This window comes from Paenibacillus cucumis (ex Kampfer et al. 2016) (genome assembly GCF_019748695.1).
Lineage (GTDB): Bacteria > Bacillota > Bacilli > Paenibacillales > Paenibacillaceae > Paenibacillus > Paenibacillus polysaccharolyticus.
In genome coordinates this window covers 18,710-36,886 of record NZ_JACLIC010000028.1, presented here as the reverse complement: position 1 = coordinate 36,886, position 18,177 = coordinate 18,710, and the positions used below count along the sequence as shown (strand labels likewise).

Genomic DNA, 18,177 nt, shown 5'->3' with positions numbered 1-18,177 from the left:
AATTAGGTTACCTAAGTATATTATCAGCTTATGTATATGTCAATCATTTCATCCATGTCAAAAGCATCCATTCTCCAAGTAACTTATAGTGCTATTTGATCACCTGTTTCATCAAGACAAAAAAAAGCCCTCCCTACCTCCGTTTGCTTAAGAACAAACCGAGGAAATGGAGAGCGTAAATCTGTTGAATCGATATTTATTTCGAAGCAGATACACTCTTCGGCACAGCAGCAAACGGGAAATAGTCTTTAGCATTATTATAGGATATGCCTTGCACGATCTGACCGAGCAGCTCCATATCGTTTGGTGCTTCACCTTGTTCTGCCCATTCACCAATCAGATTACAGAGCAGGCGGCGGAAATATTCATGTCTCGTATACGAGAGGAAGCTTCGGGAATCGGTCAACATGCCGACAAAGCGGCTGAGTAGCCCCACATTTGCAAGTGCCTTCATCTGTGCAAGCATGCCATCCTTCGTATCATTGAACCACCATGCCGCGCCAAGCTGAATTTTACCTGGTACGCCTCCACCTTGGAAGCTACCAATAATGGCTGCCAGCACTTCATTATCCCTTGGATTAAGGGAGTAGAGGATTGTCTTTGGCAAAGCATCCTGCTGCTCCAACGTATCCAGCAATCCAATAACAGCCGCCGATAATGGCGTATCATTCACAGCATCGTACCCTGTGTCAGGCCCGAGCTTCTTGAACATTTTCGTATTGTTGTTACGCGCTGCATTGATGTGGAACTGCATAACCCAGCCGCGCTCTGCATACAGCTTGCCAAGGAATGTCAGTGTAACCGTCTTGTATCCGTCCTCTTCCGCGCGCGAAACCTTCTCCCCCGCAAGTGCTCTGGCAAAAGCAGCAGCCGCTTCCTCGCGAGTTGCATCAGCATACGGCACATAATCCAGTGCGTGGTCAGAGACACGGCCGCCTACGGAATGGAAGAACTCCACGCGGGATTCCAGCGCAGCCAGGAATGAGTCATAATCTGTAATTTCCGCACCCGCAACCTGTGAAAGCTTGCCTACCCACTCGATGAAAGTATCCCGGTTCAATTCCAGTCCTTTGTCCGGACGGAAAGACGGCAGAACTGCTGTATCGAAACCTTCAATCTCCTGAATTTTGAGGTGATATTCCAGAGAATCCGTTGGATCATCGGTGGTGCACACCACGGTGACATTGGATTTGGTAATCAGATCACGCGCACCGAAGCCTTCGCCGGTCAGTTTGGCATTTACTTTTTCCCAGATCGCTGGAGCGCTTGTCTCATTAAGCACTTCATGTACATCGAAATAACGTTGTAATTCCAAGTGAGACCATGCATACAGCGGGTTGCCGATCATCATCGGCACTGTTTTGGCATACGCAAGGAAACGGTCATAATCCGTCACCCCTTCACCGCCCGTCACATACTTCTCTTCAACACCGTTAGCCCGCATCAGACGCCATTTGTAATGATCGCCGTACAACCAGGCCTCTGTCAGATTGCCAAATGTTTTGTTCTCGTAAATTTCCTGAGGACTGAGGTGGCAGTGATAATCCATAATCGGCATGTCTTTTGCATACTGCTCGTACAGCTTGACCGCCGTTTCATTGTGAAGTAAAAATTGTTCATCCAGAAAAGATTTCATTCGCCTTGCACGCTCCCTTTAGGTGAGTTTACGTTCATTTAGGTTCACTTTCCATCTTTACGCTACACCGTTTTCGCCTAAAGTTCAATATAAAATGATAGCGTTCTCAAAAAAGGTTGGTTTAGGCACACTCTTGGAAACACAGTATACTGGATTTAACGTCAATGATACTGATTTAAAGATCAATACTGATGTTACTAATATTAATATTGATATACTAAGATAGAATCAGTACAGGTTATTGCAATGGAAGCTTGACCCTACAGCGGTCTTACATTTGCCAAACAAGGAGATGAAATGCGATGAAAATCACTTTTCTAGGCACAGGAGATATGTTTAGTGTGGAACAGCATCACAACAGTATGCTCGCTGAATTCGGCGATACACATCTGGTCATTGATTTTCCAGAATCCAATGCCAAAGCGCTCAAGGAATATGGATTCGCGATGACAGGTATTCATAATGTGTTTATCACCCATCTACATGAGGATCATATTAATGGGGTTCAGATGCTCGGCTATTATGCACAGATTGTCGGTGACCGCAAACCACGCCTGTTCATTCATGAAGAGTTGGTTGACCCACTGTGGAACATCCTTTCTCCAGGGATGCGGTATACAACAGACGGCGAGCGTACAATGAGTGACTATTATGATGTGATTCCGCTACCGGATGGCGGAAGTTTTGAGCTTGGCGGGGTCAAGTTCGAGACGTTTCGCACGCAGCATGTTCCCGGCATGGTCAGCAACGGGCTGATGGCAAAGCCTTATTTTTACTATAGTGCAGACAGCACGCTGGATCGTGAGCGAGTGGAAGAGGTCGCCCCCGATGTGCAACTCATTTTCCATGAATGCCATATGCATGACCTGGTGATCAAATCCCATACGTCACTTAAGGATCTGGAGCAGCTACCCGCTGAAGTGAGACGGAAAACGGTACTGATGCATTATCATGATGAATATGCCGATGCGGACAAGCGCGCAGCATTCAACCGTACGTACGCGGGTGATCTGCGCATGGCTGGCACGCTGGAGTCTTTTGAGTTGGGGGCATATTAGTAAACGGGCTATGGCCTACAAAATAGAACAGATCATCGGCATGGGAATGAGAGATTAGGGGGGCAGGACGATCCCTGGCCCTCCGTTCCCCCGTTATTCTCATCACTCCCAAAACTTCATATATTCAATCATTCTTGAAGATGGCTTGGCTTGAAGGTGAATATAATCCTCTTCCCGCTGATCTTCTGGTCCATATGAGATTTTGACATACACATCAGTATAGTTCTGAAGATATTCTGCGCTAATTTCGGATTTGGGTCTCAGAACATAACTTCTGGATAAGCCTAATCCCAGCGGCTCTTTATCCGGCCGCAACGTAGTTTCATATGTATTGCCCACATTCGAATGGAATAGTTCAGCTGCATCAATAACTTGAAACATATCGGGATCGAGAGTGAAGGTTTGAATGACATTCATCATCGGCATGCGAACTTCATCAATCATAACCTCATAGGTGATCCCATCCACTCCAGATTCTCGGTCAGGGTTTACATCCACCGTTGCAGCCAGATGATACTCTCCTGGCAAGGCTCCTTTGAAACTCTCCTGATCCTTTGTTACCCGCTGGGTTATATCCCTGCGTTCTGTGTTAAATGTATAGTTGTCCGCGCGCTTAACTTCTCTATTTGGCCCTTCTTCCACGCCAAAATTGCACGCCGTCAAACTTATTGCTATCACAAGCAGATAGAGGACAAGCCATAAGGGAGACGTTCTTGCTCTAACTTTTGTAGTTCTGTTTATTGTAGTTCTGGTTCTTGTAGTTCTTGTTATTGCACGTGTTGTCCTTGTTTTTGTATTGGTTTTAGTTCTACGATGCATGCCAGTGCTAACTCCCTTCTCTCTTTCATATATTCCCTTATCGAAACTTATCGCTCATCCATATGAACAACATATCTAGCATGATACTTAATACGTTAATAAAAGTGTCCACCATCATTGATATTCTCTTGTAAATTCGAGTGAGACGACCTAACTAGTCTAGATTTCAAATAAACTTTTCCCTATATTTGGATTATTGTAGCATATATTCTAATATTAATCTCACATAATCTCTGTCATGTGTGTGACGTAAGTAGTGAATATGTTGGATGGTTGGTTGGTTGGTTGTTGTAGTTAAGCATAAGTGGGATGTGCGTAGAGTAGATTGAGAGTAGATAAGTCGTTAGGAAGTAGCTAGAGTAGAGGCCTGACTATATAAATGCGGGGAAATTCCATCAGTGTACACTCTGTTTTAAGTTTCCATTGTACGTTAACGATCACCAGAAACCTTATTTTACGTATATTGAAGGGTTTTACATTCTAACGATCACCAGAAGCGTTATTTGGATGAATTCGCTGTAAATGATAGCATTTTGACCGAATTTCAGCAAAATAAGCTCCACTGGGATCGTTAGAATTCCAAGGACCCTGTTTGGAGGCAAATAAGGCTTCCTGAGATCGTTAGAGTTCCAGAGCTGCTTCCAAACTATAAGTTACTAAAATGGGAAAACCACCTGAACTATCAGCACGCAGCAACGCGTCTGTTTGAACGTCCTCCACTCGTTGGATACTATTGGACGAGTGAAGATACCGTTCAGTTTCAGGTGGTTTATTTATAGTTGCAGTGCTGTATCATATCGACCTTTTTTACTTGTTACGTATCACTTATGCAGAGACATTGTCCTACAAATATTCACAAACAATTACTTTGGCGATTCTCAACATCTAGTTTGAGCCATCTACAGTGTCTTCACCGCAGTCCTCATTCTGCTCAGACAGTGCCCAGACGGACACCCCTCCGCCGCAGACGTGGAACGTAGCCCAGCCATCTTCCTCAATGGTGATTGAATCTTCACAACTACCGGTCAGGTCTTCCCAGACTTCCCCTGCACGATGCTCTCCGACAAACATTCTCTTCTCACCGTCATCTCCGTTTGAGATGACCACTGCGCAACCCGAGCCTTCAAACTCTTCCAATCCGCGACGAACCCAACCAATGGTGTTGGGATGATCGAAATAGTCTTCCTGCTCTCCATAAGCTTTGTTGCAACGAGCTGACAACAGAATGTCCAAAATCTCTTTTTTGCCCTCCACCGGTTCAGGTCCGCCAATCCCGTAATAATCGCCGTAAAAGACGACGGGATATCCGTCACGACGCAGTAGCGTCAGTGCATACGCGCTCGGCTTGAACCAATCGCCAACCCAGGATTCGAGCGCCTCGTGGGGCTGCGAATCGTGGTTATCCACAAAAGTCACCGCATGGGTTGGATGAGTCTGAACCAAGGTGTCGTCAAAAATTTTGGAAAGATCGAAATTGCGTCCAGCCAATGAGGCCTCATGAAATTTATAGTGAAGCGATACGTCAAACAAGTCAATTTGATAATCCACTGTATCTAAAAAGGTACGACAAGCATCCAGGTTGGGATTCCAGAACTCACCGACGATATAGAAATCTTGCCCGCGTTTGCGGATCATCTCTGCAGTAAATTCCTTGATAAACTCATGGTTAATATGTTTGATCGCATCCAGTCGGAACCCACCACATTGTAGCGTATCGATCAACCATTTGCCCCACTCGATCATCTCATGCCGTACATCCGGGTGGTTATAATCTATATTCGCAAACATCAGATAATCATAGTTGCCAAACTCATCATCGACGTTTTCATTCCAGGTTTTGTTCTCGCCGGCAATGCGGAACACACCCGTACGTTCTTCTTTTGCATCAAAATCGGTGCCGTTGAAGTGTTCGGATGTCCATTTGAAGGAAGAATATTCGTTGCCCCGGCCTGGGAATGTGAACTTCGTCCAGCCTTCGATCTCGAATGGCTCGGATATCTCCTTCGTTCGATCATTGGGATCAACCTCGATCACTTTAAAGACTTCCTTCTCATCTGCTCCGGCCTTATGATTCATAACGAGATCCACATAAACGACAATGCCGCTCTTCTGACATTCTGCGATGGCTTCAACCAGTTCCTGCTTGGTGCCATATTTCGTGCGTACCGTACCCTTTTGATCAAATTCACCCAGATCGTACAGATCATAGATGCCATAACCTGTATCCTCTGCAGACACTGCCTTTGTTACAGGAGGCACCCATACAGAGTCTATGCCTTTTGCTTTCAGTTCCGGGGCCATGTCAGCCAGTCGCTTCCAATGATTTCCGTCTGCAGCCAAATGCCATTCAAAAAACTGCATCATGGTATGATTTCTCTTCATCACAAACCGACCTCCTTGATTTGCATTCGAAGCGGACCGCGGAACGGATAGGGGATCGCCGTTGTTCGTTCGTGCTAACCAAGTTATAACCCGATTGCCCTATGTTTCAATCATGAAAATGAAAGAATGTTAAGAAATTCAAAGAAAATTTTTCGTAAAGCACTGAAAACAGCACGATAAATACATAAAAAACGTAAACATCATCAAATCCGTTTATAATCCATCCATTCGTCAGGTAAAAGAGAACGATACGGCTCCTGCGTGAAACGGTCATCAACTAGCACGAGCACACCCTTATCTTCTTCCGTTCGAATGAGCCTGCCCCCAGCCTGAAGCACTTTATTCATGCCTGGGAAAACATAAGCATAATTAAAACCGTTACGTCCTGATTTATCAAAATAATCCTTAAGCACGTTGTTCTCCAGACCAATCTGCGGCAACCCTGCTCCTACAACGACAACGCCATTCAGACGGTCTCCTGGCAGATCGACCCCTTCCGAGAACACACCGCCCATTACAGCAAAAACAAGACGTGTGCGCTCGGGATGCGGCTGGAAAGCCGCCAGGAACTGCTCTCGCTCCTGTTCGTTCATACCTTGCTCCTGCATCACCGTATCCGCATCGCTGGCCCCCGGAAGCTGTGTATATGCTTGATAGATTTCACGCATGTACGGATAAGAAGGGAAAAAGACCAGCAGGTTGCTGCGCGGCCACTCGGATACGAGCTGCTGTAACATCTCGGCAATCGGGCGTTTGGATCGCTCCCGGTCTTTATAACGCACAGACAGAGGCATGAGCCGAACATCCAGCTGTTCCCGGTGGAACGGCGACGGAATCTGCAATGTGTAGTCCTCTTCCTCTGCCCCCAGCATATCACGGTAATAACGAAGAGGTGACAAGGTTGCCGAGAAATGAATGGTTGAGCGGAAGCCCTTCGCCGTCTGACGCAGTAGCAAAGATGGGTCCAGACAGAACAGTTTCACCCGTACCTCGCTTCGTACACACTCTGCATAGGTGATAAAACGCTCGTCATATAACCTGGCAATTCGTACGAAGTTCTGTGCTGTAAAATAGGCATCGAGCAGCAGCTGATCCATCTCAGCATTGCCAGATCCACCCTCGGCCAGACATTGCTCCGCCACCATGACAAAAGGCTCAAGCCGTTCAATCAGCTCCTCTGGCGCTTCTTGCTGAATGATCCTGCCCTCTTCTCCGCCGTTCTTACGAAGGGTGATCAGATACTTGTCGATGGCCCCGGTATAATCCACAATCGCTTTGGCGGCAGGCACACTGCTGCCCAGCGTCTGGAACTCTCTTTTGACATCGAGAAAAACGGCCTTTTCCAACTCTGCCGAGAACATCATACGCCCACGATCCACCAGATTATGTGCCTCATCTACTAGCAGCACCGTCTTGCGCTTCTGTTCCTCCAGCATCCGTTTGAGTGAAATACGCGGATCGAAAATGTAGTTGTAATCGCAGATCACCGCATCGGCCGCATATGCCGCATCCAGCGAGAACTCGAACGGACACACCCGATGTTTGCGGGCATACTGCTCAATAACGGGCCGTGTCATCAACGTTTCATGTTCCAGCATGTCCAGCACAGCACCATTAATTCGGTCATAATACCCTTCACACATGCCGCATTGTCCTGTATCGCAGGCTTCCTCGTCCTTGAAGCAAATTTTGTCCTTCGCCGTCAGGCTGATGACATGCATGTTCAACCCTTCTGCCTGCATCCGGGCAAAAGCCTCCTCCGCCGCCACTCTCGTTGTCGTTCTCGCGGTCAAGTAGAACAAACGACTGGCCTCACCTTCACCGATGGCTTTCACCGTAGGAAAGAGCACGGACATGGTTTTGCCGATGCCTGTAGGTGCTTTGGCCATGAGTCCCTGTCCTTCACGAATCGTTTTGTACACTGCACCTGCCAGCTTACGCTGCCCTTCCCGGTATTTGCGAAAAGGAAACGGCAACTCGCGCACACTAACGTCCCGCTCCGCTTCATAAGCAACAATCATCTCCGCATACGGTGCATATCCGGCGATGACTTCTGATGCAAACTGCTCGAGCTCCTGCCGCTCCGCCATGCGGCGAAACCGCCGCTCTTCACCCGTCACCGAATGCACATACGTCAACTGCACCTGCATCCGCGGCTCATCATGCTGAACGGCATACATATAGGCATACATCTTCGCCTGGGCCCAGTGCACGTCGAGGCCGCCTTCCAGCTCGTCCAGGTTACCCGCCGTGGATTTGATCTCATCCACCGTTATTTGCCCCTCCAGGCGAATCAAGCCGTCACATCGGCCTTCAATGACGTAGGTCAATTCCCCGTGTTGAAGCTCGGCTTCCAGTACAACTTCTTTTAAATCCTCTTCGGTATATGCCTTCTGCACACGCTGATGGATTCGCGTCCCCTCCTGCATCGAGGCATTGGTGCGGAATCCCGGACGGATGCTGCCGCTCCGATAAACATACTCGACCAGTGGCCTGACTGATATCCGAATTGTTGTTTTCATACGATCACCCGTTCTGCTTGTAGTGGTTCTACTTTATCATGAAACAGGTTCCTCTAACCAGATTATTGGCAAATTGGACTCGTCCGTTCCCGTATGCTATGTTGAGTTGTATGAAGCGAACGCTCTGCTTCTCCAGCTTATTTCTGTCCTCTACGTTCTCGCGTGTAAAAGTATAGGCAAACTTATTTTGAATTTACGTATAAAGAGGAGGCAAACTTCCTATGTATATTTATTTGATCCCATCCCCGTTACCGGAAGCACTTGCGGCATATCCACATCTGACACTGCGAGCTGAAGGTCAGGTACTTCTCGCTATGGAAACCACTGATCGTCTGCTGGATATTGAGTCAGATGAACAGGTAGCTTCTTATGAAGCATTTGATGATGCAGGAGCATGGGCAGGCGGTGGATTTGCTGTGCTGAACAACATTCCTGTAACCGAAGATGGCCGGAATGATTTTGAGGAACGTTTTAAGAACCGTGCCCGCAAAGTTGAAGATGAACCTGGATTCGTCGGTATTCGTGTACTCCGTCCATTGAAGGGTGATACGTATGTCGTACTGACACTGTGGCAAACAGAAGAACATTTCAAAGGCTGGCAACAATCACAAGCCTACAACCATGCTCACCGCAATCGCAGCACTAGTGAGGGCCTGACCGCGCAGAAACCAACCATGTTCCCGCGACCTTCATTTGTGACCACATATACAATCGAGTAGAGAGAGTAGAGTTGGCGAGTCACGATTAGTTGGAGTTGCTTGGCTCAAACGCCTAAATAAGGCTTTATGAGATCGTTAGCGCATTCCCTCACTCTTTCCCCTTACTCAAGAAAACCACCACTGTCTTCCCAGAAGAACAAAGTAAAATACCCGTAATTCAGACTGAGAAGACTGAATTACGGGTTTTAAATTTAAACTTTAATCACACTAGCGCCATGTTCCAGCTTAAGCACCCTATTTCCTCTATATCCGCTGCTACGCATCAACTTACAACGGACGTAATGCCACGGATTCACGCGCGTTCAACTGCTCCACCATAGACAGCCATTCCTGCGGTTTGTTTGGAAGTACAGCATAGTAACGGTTCAGGAAATCGGACACCAGACTGGCTGGCAGTTCCGCAAGAGACTCATCACCCGGCATAAAGCATAGGTCCAATCCTCCCACAGCTTCACCGTCACCTTGCCAGGATGGATGAACATAAGGGAAGTCCAGACGCTGATACCCCAGATGGGACAGCACTTCACGGCGTACATAAGGGTCCATCGGTTTGATACCGCCAAACGCGTGATCCTGAGTCAAATATGGATTGTAGATTTCGGCAAACATGCCGAACAACGATTTACCATTAGCAGCGGCGAGCTGCTGCAGATCAAGCTTGCGATGATTCGCCAAGAATGCGCCGATTCCCAAACCTTCGCGTCCGATAATCGTAAAATCAGTCATGGCCACATTCCAGTCCTCATAGTAACGGTACTCCGTCGCACCAACCACTTGGCCTTCATGTACAGCGACAAACACCCGAATGCCCGGGTCTTCCAGTGGTTCAGCCCATAACGGGAAATCGAGCACTTCCTCTGGCGGGAAAATGTCCTGCATCAACTTGTGCATTTGAGCAAACAACGGGTCCTGAATGGATGTAATACGTGTAAATTCCATAGATAAAAGCCTCCCTATTTAGATTAGATATGTATTTACTTAAAAGGATTACGCCACTCCATCAGAGCCGCGTAATGACAAGATTCCTCGTCATCCAGATAATCGGTAGCCACTCCAACAGGCATACGCCCGCATCGTAGCAGAAAAGAAATAACCGGGTCATGCCTCTCTCCAGCGGCAACCTGATCCAGATACTGTTGTGCTGACATTTGCTCAGCTACCTGGTGATATCCAGGCATCCGCCCTGCTCCAAGCAAACGATCCATCCCCTGTGCAATCACAAGATGGTACATCGCCTGCATCATCAGCTGGGCCAGCCCCCACTTACGATACTTCGGACGGACACAGAGGTCAACAATGTATAGCGTGTTCCCATCCGGCCGGTGATTGCGGATATATCCATCATCTGTGACCTCTGCCCACGTATGGCTGGATGGGTCCGCAGCATCCCACTGCATTCGCAGTGAAGTCATCGAGCCAGCCAGTTCCCCATCCACCTCGATGCAGATGGCTCCTTCAGGATAATGCTGAATATGGCTACTAAGTTGCTCTTGGTTCCAAAGAAGTTCCTCCGGATATGGGGGTGGGAAGCTCTCTGCCTGGATACGAATAAGCTCTTCAAAGTCATGGGCCACATAATTGCGGATGACCGCTGTAGCTCTACCATGTTTACCACTTCCACCGGGTGCCGTTATCAGCATTTCTTTGACATACATCCCGCTTAACCCCTCCTTTGTACAGCTCTAATCAGCTTCCAAAAACAGATCTATTCCCAATCGGTGTACAGATCTGTACGGCGGTCACGCCAAGTTGTTACCGAGCCACGTTCGCGCACCTCGTACAGCAAATCCAGATCGAGATCGGCCGTTACAATCATATCGTTGTTAATCTCACCTTCCGCAAGAATGCCGCGCGGCGGAAATGGCACATCATTCGGGGTAATGATCGCAGCTTGTCCGTAATTGGCACGCATGAAATCCACTGTAGGCAGATGGCCCACCGTTCCCGTTAATACAACGTAAACCTGATTCTCCACCGCGCGAGCATGACTCGTATACCTTACCCGGTAAAATCCGTGGCGGTCGTCCGTACAGGAAGGACAGAAAATCACATCTGCTCCCTTGGCTTTCGCCATACGCACAATTTCGGGAAATTCAATATCGTAACAGGTCAGCATCGCAATTCGACCTTTGTCTGTATCAAACACTTCCAGTCCATCACCCGCAGCCATATTCCACTCCGTTACTTCGGTCGGCGTAATATGAATCTTTGCCTGACGTGCAATCCTTCCATCCGGGTAGAACATATGCGCTGTATTGTACAGCTTGCCTTCCCGCCGGATAACGTGAGTGCCTCCGATCAGATGCATGTTGTATTGGGCTGCAAGAGAGATAAACAATTGCTCATACTGCTCTGTAAAATCAGGCAAATCTTCAATCGTCAGCGCATTTCCTTGTGCGTCTCCAATGGACATTAATTGTGTTGTAAAAAATTCAGGAAACAGCACAAATTCCGTTCCGAATTCGGAAGCTGTCCGTATGTAATGCTCCGCCTGAGCGGCAAATTCCTCAAATGAGCGGATCGTTTGCAATTGGTATTGTACAGCGGATACCCGCAGTTTCATAAGTCCCACACCTCCACCAGTATTGTGGTTATATTGTATCAATGATCCGACGATTTATCTAATGCTATAGCTACGGAGGTAAGGCAATGTAGCGACAATACTTACACGTTATTCATCCCTCTACTTCCTTCACTTTTATACAAAAAAGCCTCTTCATATGATGAAGAGGCTTTAGAAGAATCATTTATTCAATCCAATACCTAGAACCCATTTATCTAATCAAATGCCTGGAATCCTTTTATTCAATATCCGAACGTTTCGCAATATTGCCGTCACCAAAGATGATTTGATCCATCTCAAACTCAACTTTGATTTTATCTAAAGGTGTCTCCCTAAGTTCAGTATCTTTATCCATAAACTGATTTAATTCGAAACTACCCTCATAAGGCGTGGAAGCTCCAGATTTGATGGGTTCATCATATTTAACGTTTAGTGACTTGATCTCATTATCGAACATGTCTTTGAAGGTAATGACCCCCTGAAACCCTTTAATATCCTTGTCCGAAATGTTCTTCAAGTCAAGCGTCATATGTATAACATCGCTGAAGATCCATTTATTCGTGTCTTTCAATGTCACACTTTTTTTGATTAAACCAACCTGCACAGACTCATCCAACAGTTTTAGTTGACTTTGTTTCTTTGCTTCAGCTTCTTCCTGTTTTCTCTTGATTTCTTCCTGTCTCTTCTTCTCTTCTTCCTCAAGCTTCAGCTGTCTTTGCTTCTCATCGGTTATAATTTGTCCCACCGTTTTAGTAGAAAGATCGGTATTGCTACCCATTGAATATAAAATGGCTTTTCCCAAGAGGTCTTTATCTTCTTGCGTGATTTCAGTGCTATTCTTGATATCCTCGGGTACCGTTTCTGAATATAGTTTTTCGGTTAACGGCTTACCACAAGCCACCAGCATAATCGTCATCAAACCAATCACTATAGACAACTTGAACCCTTTATTCGCAGTACGTTTCTTCAACTTTACACAACCCTTTCGAATTCGGAATAATTGGCAACAAACACGTCATACTTCACACGTCATAGATGGAAAATATATGTAAGCAACACGCACTCTACTCTGTATAACTTTCACAGAATTTAAATCATCTAACTTCAGAACGCCCAGGCACCAACCCATTTTTTAATGATCTTTTTCCAGCAATCTTGTATGCTTCCTTTACTAAGTATCTTCCTAAATCACACCCCCTCAGTAACTTTATATCGGTTGAAACAACAATAAAATTAGAAGAAAAGATCGATAACTCACCTATGGATGCTCAGCCTCAGCAATCGACCTTACTCTCTGTTCCCCCAGCATCGACTGTGTAAATCCAATCCATTCCCGGGTAGCAAAAGACAGATACCGATCCTTCCGCCAGATCATACCGAGCTGCCAAGGAATGACCGGTTCAATAACCGGAATGATCCGTACGCGCATATGATCAACCTCACGGCAGATCGTTTCCGGTAGCAAGGCCACACCCAGATTCGCCGCAACCATCGCACTTAACAGATCCCACTGGGAACTCTCATAGACCACACGCGGCTGGAATCCAGCTTGCTGGCAAGCCGCAATAATGCGGTCATGGAGCGCAAAATCTTCCCGAAACAAAACAAACGCATCCTGTTCCAGTTCATGGAGTGCGACCGACTCCTTTTCAGCAAGGGGATGGGAAGGATGCACGAGCAGATTAAGCTTTTCCTGAACAAACACAAAATGATCAAGCAGTTCATCGACCGTTGGCAACACCGCCACACCGATATCCAGCGCACCACTGATGACATCAGCCTCCACTTTTTTCGCCCCATCCTCGAACAATTGAATGCTCACTTGAGGATACGCTTTGTGGAACTCCCCGATAATCATCGGAAAGAAACTCGACCCCACCATTGGCGGCAGACCGATGCGCAGATGTCCCTTCTTCAGATTCATCAGATCGTCCAGCTCGGACGAAAGACTGCGGAACGATTTTTCAATCTCCAGCGCCTGCCGAAAAAAAACATGCCCGGCATCTGTTAGCTGCACCTGTTTACCGTAGCGATCCAGTAAGGTTACGCCAAGTTCCTCCTCCAGACTTTTAACGGTTTTACTAATTGTAGGCTGAGTGATATAGAGCACCTCGGCGGCCTTTGTAAAGCTTTGTTGCCGTGCAACTTCGAGAAAATATTGCAAATGACGAATATCCATCTTTTCCTCCCCTCCTATCCTGCTAGTCAAATCTATTTTAACTATAGACAAACGGAATAGTAAACATTCTTAATATGCATTTTACTCATGAAAGAATGCGTTGTAAAATTTGTGATACGAAGCAATGTTTCCATTCATTTTCATAATCATACGAATTAAATCGATCAGATACATGTTGATATACAAGGAGGGATTTGCGTGAAAAAATGGGGTGTCGGGATTGCACAAATTGCGTTATTAATGGTTTTTTCACTGCTGATGGACCTGCTGGCCCGTACTCTCCACCTGCCTGTACCTGGCTCCATTCTCGGAATGATCGTGCTGTTCATCTTGTTACAAACTGGCGTGGTGAAGCTGCGGTGGATTGAGGTCGGAGCGGCGTGGCTACTTGGTGAACTACTGTTATTCTTTATCCCGTCGGCGGTCGGCATCATGAACTACATGCCCATGTTGGAGCATGACGGATTGCAGATTTTATTTATCGTGCTGCTAAGCACGTTTCTGGTTATGGCCTGCACCGGCCTCGTTGCTACACGCATTGCCAAACGAAAGGAGCGTCACACCGGATGATTGGACTTTTATGTTTGTTGTTAACGGTCGGAATCTACATGGTTGCCAAGAGAATGTATCGCAGTCTGCCCAAAGTATATCTGTCACCGCTACTTATTACGCCGCTACTCGTTGTAGGCGTACTCCTATTAACCGGAACGGATTATGCCGCATACAGCAGCGGAGGCAAATGGCTTAGCCTTTTGCTACAACCTGCTACGGTCGCTTTTGCGGTACCGCTCTACACCTTCTTCCATGTGCTCAAAAAACATATTTCCGAGATTGTCATCAGTGTTATGACCGGATCGGTTGTTGCCGTACTCTCCTCGGCTATGCTTGCAAAATGGTTGCACCTCGACTCCGGCTTGATTCACAGTCTGATTCCGCGCTCGATCACAACGCCCATTGCGATGAATGTATCGGCTTCCATCGGAGGCATCCCGGCAGTGACGGCCGTATTTGTGATTATGACGGGGCTACTTGGGGCTATTATGGGGCCTTCCATCGTCAAAATGCTGCGTATTGATGGCGAGATTGCACGCGGTACACTCCTCGGAACAGGTGCTCATGGCACAGGAACTTCGAAAGCCTTTGAGCTAAGTTCATTGACAGGAACGATCTCCAGTATCTCCATGGTTTTGGCTGCACTCTTCACTTTAGCCGTCGCTCCCGCGCTCTCTAAACTTATTTTCCCATAATAGTTGGAATAATCCCTTTTTTTTGAAATATTATTGTTGTATTAAAGCCCTTTCTTCCTTACAATAAAGACAGGTTTTAATGTTAATATTGCGGGGGAGATGCGATGAAAAGAACCGGAATGAAGAGATCTCTGGACCGTCTCGGACGAATTGTCCTTCCTAAAGAAATGCGGGATACAATGGAAATCCATATCGGCGATCCGCTTGAATTTTTCATTGAAGGGAAAGAGTTGATTTTAAGAAAGTACAAATCAACATTGTGTATTTTTTGCGGTGACGTGGATACGGAAATGTATTTCAAAGAGCAATTCATCTGCCGGACTTGTGCAATTCAACTAAAACACCCAGATGACACTCCCGACTGGTTCGTACCTGAAAACAAACAGGTTTCTGCACCCAAAGAACGTCCTGTTGCTAAACCCGTAGCTTCCTCAGCTTCCTCTTGGGAAGAAGGAGATGCTGCGAGCAAGGACTACCCCGACCTGCGGCCAAAGACGGCGCGCATGCTGCAACAGATGAAAGAGATTATCGAACAGCACCCTGGACTCGCTCAACAGCAAATTGCGGAGAAACTTGGCATTAGCCAGGGACGTGTCTCTCAACTAAAAAAGTTATTATAGCTAGAATTTTGATACTCATGAATATACAACATACTTCCAAGCAGGAAGTTACACTGAAAAAGAACCCATTGTTCCATCGGGTTCTTCTTTTTTGTCACTATTACTTTACGCCTGTACGATATCCATATCCATATTGCTTTCTTCTTCTTCCAGTCTGTGCAGACTAACCAGTAACACGGCGATATTGGCTACAAGTAATACTGCCGGGAGAGGTATAGCCGCATATTGTGCATAGATTAGGTGGCTTCCTACAGCTCCGATCAGAATGAATGTTAGTATGCCTGAAGCCAGAATACGGGTACGCGGAATAAGTAACCCAACCGCACTAAGCAGTTCCAACGCACCGATCAAGTACATTGTCCAAGTAGGGTAAGAGAAACTCTCGAAGGTGTCAATCATCATCTCCGCTCCCGTAACTTTCGTATATCCCGTCATGACGAAAACACCCGCCAGCACCACCAAAAAAACATATCCCAACACTTTTTTCATATCTTCCATCTCCCATTCATCCAAGTATTATTTTGAGAATCTTTAACTTATTGCTAATCTCTTCTGCACAAAAATCAGCAAAATACAGTATGTATTGCAGCACTCATCTATGTAAAAGTTCCCTAGAAGAAACTGTAGTTTACTCAGGTTCCTCTGGAACTTGGATAAGGTTCTAATTTCCGAGGTTTACCTACTGCTCTGGTTGTGTGACTGCTCACCCGGAAATGGTATGTACATTTATAATACGCATTATTACTCACAAACTTACTTTTATGAAGTGAGTATATAATAATAAGATAATTTCTTCAAGTAATTTTTCGTGAAATGATGTATAATACATACAAAAGGTATGTTACAGTATATTTTGTAGTGACCACCTTTGACTTGAAGGTGCTTTTATTTTTCAGAGCGGCAGAAACTTTTGTCCTTTTATATAGGTTATATTGCACATTTGCCATGAATCGAGGTGAAACACGTTGAAGCTGAGAAAAGTAAAATCCCCAAGCCCTTGTCTGATTACACAAGCAATGGACATCATCGGGAAAAAGTGGGTACTGCTGATTATGTATCAGCTGCTGTCCGGACCAAAACGGTTCACGGAACTGGAAGCCGAGATGGCAATTAGCGGACGTCTGTTATCGGAGCGTCTGAAAGAGATGGAGACGGAAGGCATCGTAACCCGGCATATGTATCCCGAGATTCCGCCCCGTGTGGAATATGAACTTACCCCTAAAGGTAGAGCGATTGAACCTGTCATTAATCAAATCTACAGCTGGTCTTCGGACTGGTTAAAAGAACAGCAACAATTGAAGTAGTTCAGATACAAACTACAACAAGAGGTCTTATTTCACCCTAAGTTTTATACGAAAAACGCCTGCACCCGGAACCACAGAGAACATGGTTCGGGGTCGCAGGCGTTTTTGTGCGCTAACGATCAGTTTAAGCTTTGATCTTTACAGGCAGACCGGAGTCCACGGATTCCTGTGCAGCGACGGTAATTGCCTGTGTACGGCAGGCATCTGCGTAATCGGACAAAATGCGGGAACGATCTCCCGTACGAAGTGCATGAATAAATGCTTCATTCTCCCGTTCATAGGGATTCTGTCCTGCTGAAACCTCAAGTCCTGCCATCGGATGCGAAGCCGCGCTCGGTAGCAGAAGGCGGTCGGGCGTCCAGTCCCATACACCGGCATCCGTGTAGAATTGCAGCCCTGCTCCACCCTCGCCGTCAGGCAGTAAACACGTATTCGCAATGCTTGCAATCGCACCACTTTCCAGCTTCAGCGTCACATTAGCGACATCATCAACCGTCACATGCTCATGTTTCTCATGCATGCTACGTTGGGCTGCTACGGCATAAACTTCCGTCACTTCGCCTGCACAGAAACGCAGTAGATCTACAATATGGGTCGTCTGCTCCACAAACTGACCTCCCGATCCGTCTTGACGGCGCCACCAACTAACGCCAGGCATACCGCCCATCCAGCGCCCCAGAGCCATGCCCACCTTCTGCTCCTGCATGGCTTGTCTCATGACCTGCGCAGCACCCTGATAACGGAAATGATATCCTACAGAGGTTAATAAAGAAGACTGTTGCACTTGCTCCAATATGCGGAGTGGTACGTCCATTCCTGTGCTCAATGGTTTTTCCACCAGAAACGGAATGCCCCGTTTGATCAACTCTGACTCGATGAATCCGTGGGACATGGGAGGTACGCAGATGTATACGGCATCCAGTTTCTCACCGTCCAACATATGCTCAAGATTATCGTAACCCGCTGCATCATATACAGAGGCCATCGCTTCTGCCTTTTCGAGTGTTGTTCCACATACACTTGCGACACGAACACCTTCCATGCGTGTGAGAATATCTGCGTGTACTTTACTAAACCAGCCTGTTCCTATGATTCCGATCTGCAATGTCATGGATGTAATCCCCTCTC

General features: G+C 46.7%; 17 protein-coding genes. 6 read left to right on the top strand and 11 right to left on the bottom strand.

What is annotated here, in order from left to right; genetic code table 11:
- Positions 1 to 196: 196 nt before the first annotated feature.
- Entirely contained in the window at positions 197 to 1,636 is a 1,440-nt protein-coding gene (gene uxaC, locus H7T88_RS17970) for a glucuronate isomerase (protein WP_221789644.1), read from the bottom strand.
- 302 nt (positions 1,637 to 1,938) lie between these two features.
- Between uxaC and H7T88_RS17965 the strand changes: the two genes are divergently transcribed.
- A complete protein-coding gene (locus tag H7T88_RS17965) occupies positions 1,939 to 2,694 on the top strand; it encodes an MBL fold metallo-hydrolase (protein WP_221789642.1) in 756 nt (251 codons plus the stop codon).
- 102 nt (positions 2,695 to 2,796) lie between these two features.
- On the opposite strand, the gene H7T88_RS17960 is transcribed toward H7T88_RS17965, so the two are convergent.
- From H7T88_RS17960 to H7T88_RS17950, 3 genes are all read right to left on the bottom strand, one after another.
- The gene (locus tag H7T88_RS17960; RefSeq protein WP_221789640.1) at positions 2,797 to 3,372 is read right to left on the bottom strand and encodes a hypothetical protein; all 576 of its coding nucleotides are present in this window, start codon (positions 3,370 to 3,372) and stop codon (positions 2,797 to 2,799) included.
- Between the two features lie 1,026 nt (positions 3,373 to 4,398).
- Positions 4,399 to 5,895, bottom strand: a complete 1,497-nt coding sequence (locus tag H7T88_RS17955; RefSeq protein WP_221789638.1) for an alpha-amylase — start codon at positions 5,893 to 5,895, stop codon at positions 4,399 to 4,401.
- Positions 5,896 to 6,098: 203 nt separating this feature from the next.
- Positions 6,099 to 8,417 carry a helicase C-terminal domain-containing protein gene (locus tag H7T88_RS17950; protein ID WP_221789636.1) on the bottom strand — a complete coding sequence of 773 codons (2,319 nt, stop codon included), beginning with the start codon at positions 8,415 to 8,417 and terminating at the stop codon, positions 6,099 to 6,101.
- A 221-nt stretch (positions 8,418 to 8,638) separates the two neighbouring features.
- Between H7T88_RS17950 and H7T88_RS29050 the strand changes: the two genes are divergently transcribed.
- Complete coding sequence (locus H7T88_RS29050) at positions 8,639 to 9,136, top strand: antibiotic biosynthesis monooxygenase family protein (protein ID WP_221789635.1); 498 nt, start codon at positions 8,639 to 8,641, stop codon at positions 9,134 to 9,136.
- A 267-nt stretch (positions 9,137 to 9,403) separates the two neighbouring features.
- Here the strand turns inward: H7T88_RS29050 and H7T88_RS17940 are convergent, their stop codons facing one another.
- The 5 genes from H7T88_RS17940 to cidR all read right to left on the bottom strand — a co-directional run bounded on the left by H7T88_RS17940 (position 9,404) and on the right by cidR (position 13,878).
- Entirely contained in the window at positions 9,404 to 10,075 is a 672-nt protein-coding gene (locus H7T88_RS17940) for a GNAT family N-acetyltransferase (protein ID WP_154890180.1), read from the bottom strand.
- Between the two features lie 35 nt (positions 10,076 to 10,110).
- Entirely contained in the window at positions 10,111 to 10,791 is a 681-nt protein-coding gene (locus H7T88_RS17935; RefSeq protein WP_221789634.1) for a GNAT family N-acetyltransferase, read from the bottom strand.
- Positions 10,792 to 10,841: 50 nt separating this feature from the next.
- Complete coding sequence (locus tag H7T88_RS17930) at positions 10,842 to 11,699, bottom strand: carbon-nitrogen hydrolase family protein (RefSeq protein WP_090921723.1); 858 nt, start codon at positions 11,697 to 11,699, stop codon at positions 10,842 to 10,844.
- Positions 11,700 to 11,937: 238 nt separating this feature from the next.
- On the bottom strand, positions 11,938 to 12,669 hold the full coding sequence (locus H7T88_RS17925; protein WP_221789633.1) for a hypothetical protein: 732 nt from the start codon (positions 12,667 to 12,669) through the stop codon (positions 11,938 to 11,940).
- Positions 12,670 to 12,957: 288 nt separating this feature from the next.
- Entirely contained in the window at positions 12,958 to 13,878 is a 921-nt protein-coding gene (gene cidR, locus H7T88_RS17920) for a cidABC operon transcriptional activator CidR (protein ID WP_221789632.1), read from the bottom strand.
- A gap of 198 nt (positions 13,879 to 14,076) precedes the next feature.
- Between cidR and H7T88_RS17915 the strand changes: the two genes are divergently transcribed.
- The 3 genes from H7T88_RS17915 to H7T88_RS17905 all read left to right on the top strand — a co-directional run bounded on the left by H7T88_RS17915 (position 14,077) and on the right by H7T88_RS17905 (position 15,745).
- Positions 14,077 to 14,448, top strand: a complete 372-nt coding sequence (locus H7T88_RS17915) for a CidA/LrgA family protein (RefSeq protein ID WP_090921718.1) — start codon at positions 14,077 to 14,079, stop codon at positions 14,446 to 14,448.
- Positions 14,445 to 15,125 (top strand): CidB/LrgB family autolysis modulator, encoded by a 681-nt coding sequence (locus tag H7T88_RS17910; protein WP_154890170.1) that lies wholly within the window; start codon positions 14,445 to 14,447, stop codon positions 15,123 to 15,125. Before H7T88_RS17915 ends, H7T88_RS17910 begins: the two co-directional genes overlap by 4 nt.
- Before the next feature lie 104 nt (positions 15,126 to 15,229).
- Entirely contained in the window at positions 15,230 to 15,745 is a 516-nt protein-coding gene (locus tag H7T88_RS17905) for an AbrB/MazE/SpoVT family DNA-binding domain-containing protein (protein WP_090921714.1), read from the top strand.
- Between the two features lie 105 nt (positions 15,746 to 15,850).
- Here H7T88_RS17905 and H7T88_RS17900 read toward each other — a convergent pair whose 3' ends face one another.
- Positions 15,851 to 16,234 carry a DoxX family protein gene (locus tag H7T88_RS17900; protein WP_221789631.1) on the bottom strand — a complete coding sequence of 128 codons (384 nt, stop codon included), beginning with the start codon at positions 16,232 to 16,234 and terminating at the stop codon, positions 15,851 to 15,853.
- Positions 16,235 to 16,761: 527 nt separating this feature from the next.
- On the opposite strand from H7T88_RS17900, the gene H7T88_RS17895 reads away from it, so the two are divergent.
- Positions 16,762 to 17,049: a winged helix-turn-helix transcriptional regulator gene (locus H7T88_RS17895; protein ID WP_090921779.1), complete on the top strand. Its 288-nt coding sequence runs from the start codon at positions 16,762 to 16,764 to the stop codon at positions 17,047 to 17,049.
- Between the two features lie 124 nt (positions 17,050 to 17,173).
- Here H7T88_RS17895 and H7T88_RS17890 read toward each other — a convergent pair whose 3' ends face one another.
- A complete protein-coding gene (locus tag H7T88_RS17890) occupies positions 17,174 to 18,160 on the bottom strand; it encodes a Gfo/Idh/MocA family protein (protein WP_221789630.1) in 987 nt (328 codons plus the stop codon).
- Between the last annotated feature and the right edge of the window lie 17 nt (positions 18,161 to 18,177).

What these genes read in the sequence shown, in the direction of transcription:
- uxaC (WP_221789644.1), bottom strand. Translation starts at nt 1,636, where the DNA reads ATGAAATCTTTTCTGGATGAACAATTTTTACTTCACAATGAAACGGCG.
- H7T88_RS17965 (WP_221789642.1), top strand. Translation starts at nt 1,939, where the DNA reads ATGAAAATCACTTTTCTAGGCACAGGAGATATGTTTAGTGTGGAACAG.
- H7T88_RS17955 (WP_221789638.1), bottom strand. Translation starts at nt 5,895, where the DNA reads ATGAAGAGAAATCATACCATGATGCAGTTTTTTGAATGGCATTTGGCT.
- H7T88_RS17950 (WP_221789636.1), bottom strand. Translation starts at nt 8,417, where the DNA reads ATGAAAACAACAATTCGGATATCAGTCAGGCCACTGGTCGAGTATGTT.
- H7T88_RS29050 (WP_221789635.1), top strand. Translation starts at nt 8,639, where the DNA reads ATGTATATTTATTTGATCCCATCCCCGTTACCGGAAGCACTTGCGGCA.
- H7T88_RS17940 (WP_154890180.1), bottom strand. Translation starts at nt 10,075, where the DNA reads ATGGAATTTACACGTATTACATCCATTCAGGACCCGTTGTTTGCTCAA.
- H7T88_RS17935 (WP_221789634.1), bottom strand. Translation starts at nt 10,791, where the DNA reads ATGTATGTCAAAGAAATGCTGATAACGGCACCCGGTGGAAGTGGTAAA.
- H7T88_RS17930 (WP_090921723.1), bottom strand. Translation starts at nt 11,699, where the DNA reads ATGAAACTGCGGGTATCCGCTGTACAATACCAATTGCAAACGATCCGC.
- cidR (WP_221789632.1), bottom strand. Translation starts at nt 13,878, where the DNA reads ATGGATATTCGTCATTTGCAATATTTTCTCGAAGTTGCACGGCAACAA.
- H7T88_RS17910 (WP_154890170.1), top strand. Translation starts at nt 14,445, where the DNA reads ATGATTGGACTTTTATGTTTGTTGTTAACGGTCGGAATCTACATGGTT.
- H7T88_RS17905 (WP_090921714.1), top strand. Translation starts at nt 15,230, where the DNA reads ATGAAAAGAACCGGAATGAAGAGATCTCTGGACCGTCTCGGACGAATT.
- H7T88_RS17900 (WP_221789631.1), bottom strand. Translation starts at nt 16,234, where the DNA reads ATGAAAAAAGTGTTGGGATATGTTTTTTTGGTGGTGCTGGCGGGTGTT.
- H7T88_RS17895 (WP_090921779.1), top strand. Translation starts at nt 16,762, where the DNA reads ATGGACATCATCGGGAAAAAGTGGGTACTGCTGATTATGTATCAGCTG.
- H7T88_RS17890 (WP_221789630.1), bottom strand. Translation starts at nt 18,160, where the DNA reads ATGACATTGCAGATCGGAATCATAGGAACAGGCTGGTTTAGTAAAGTA.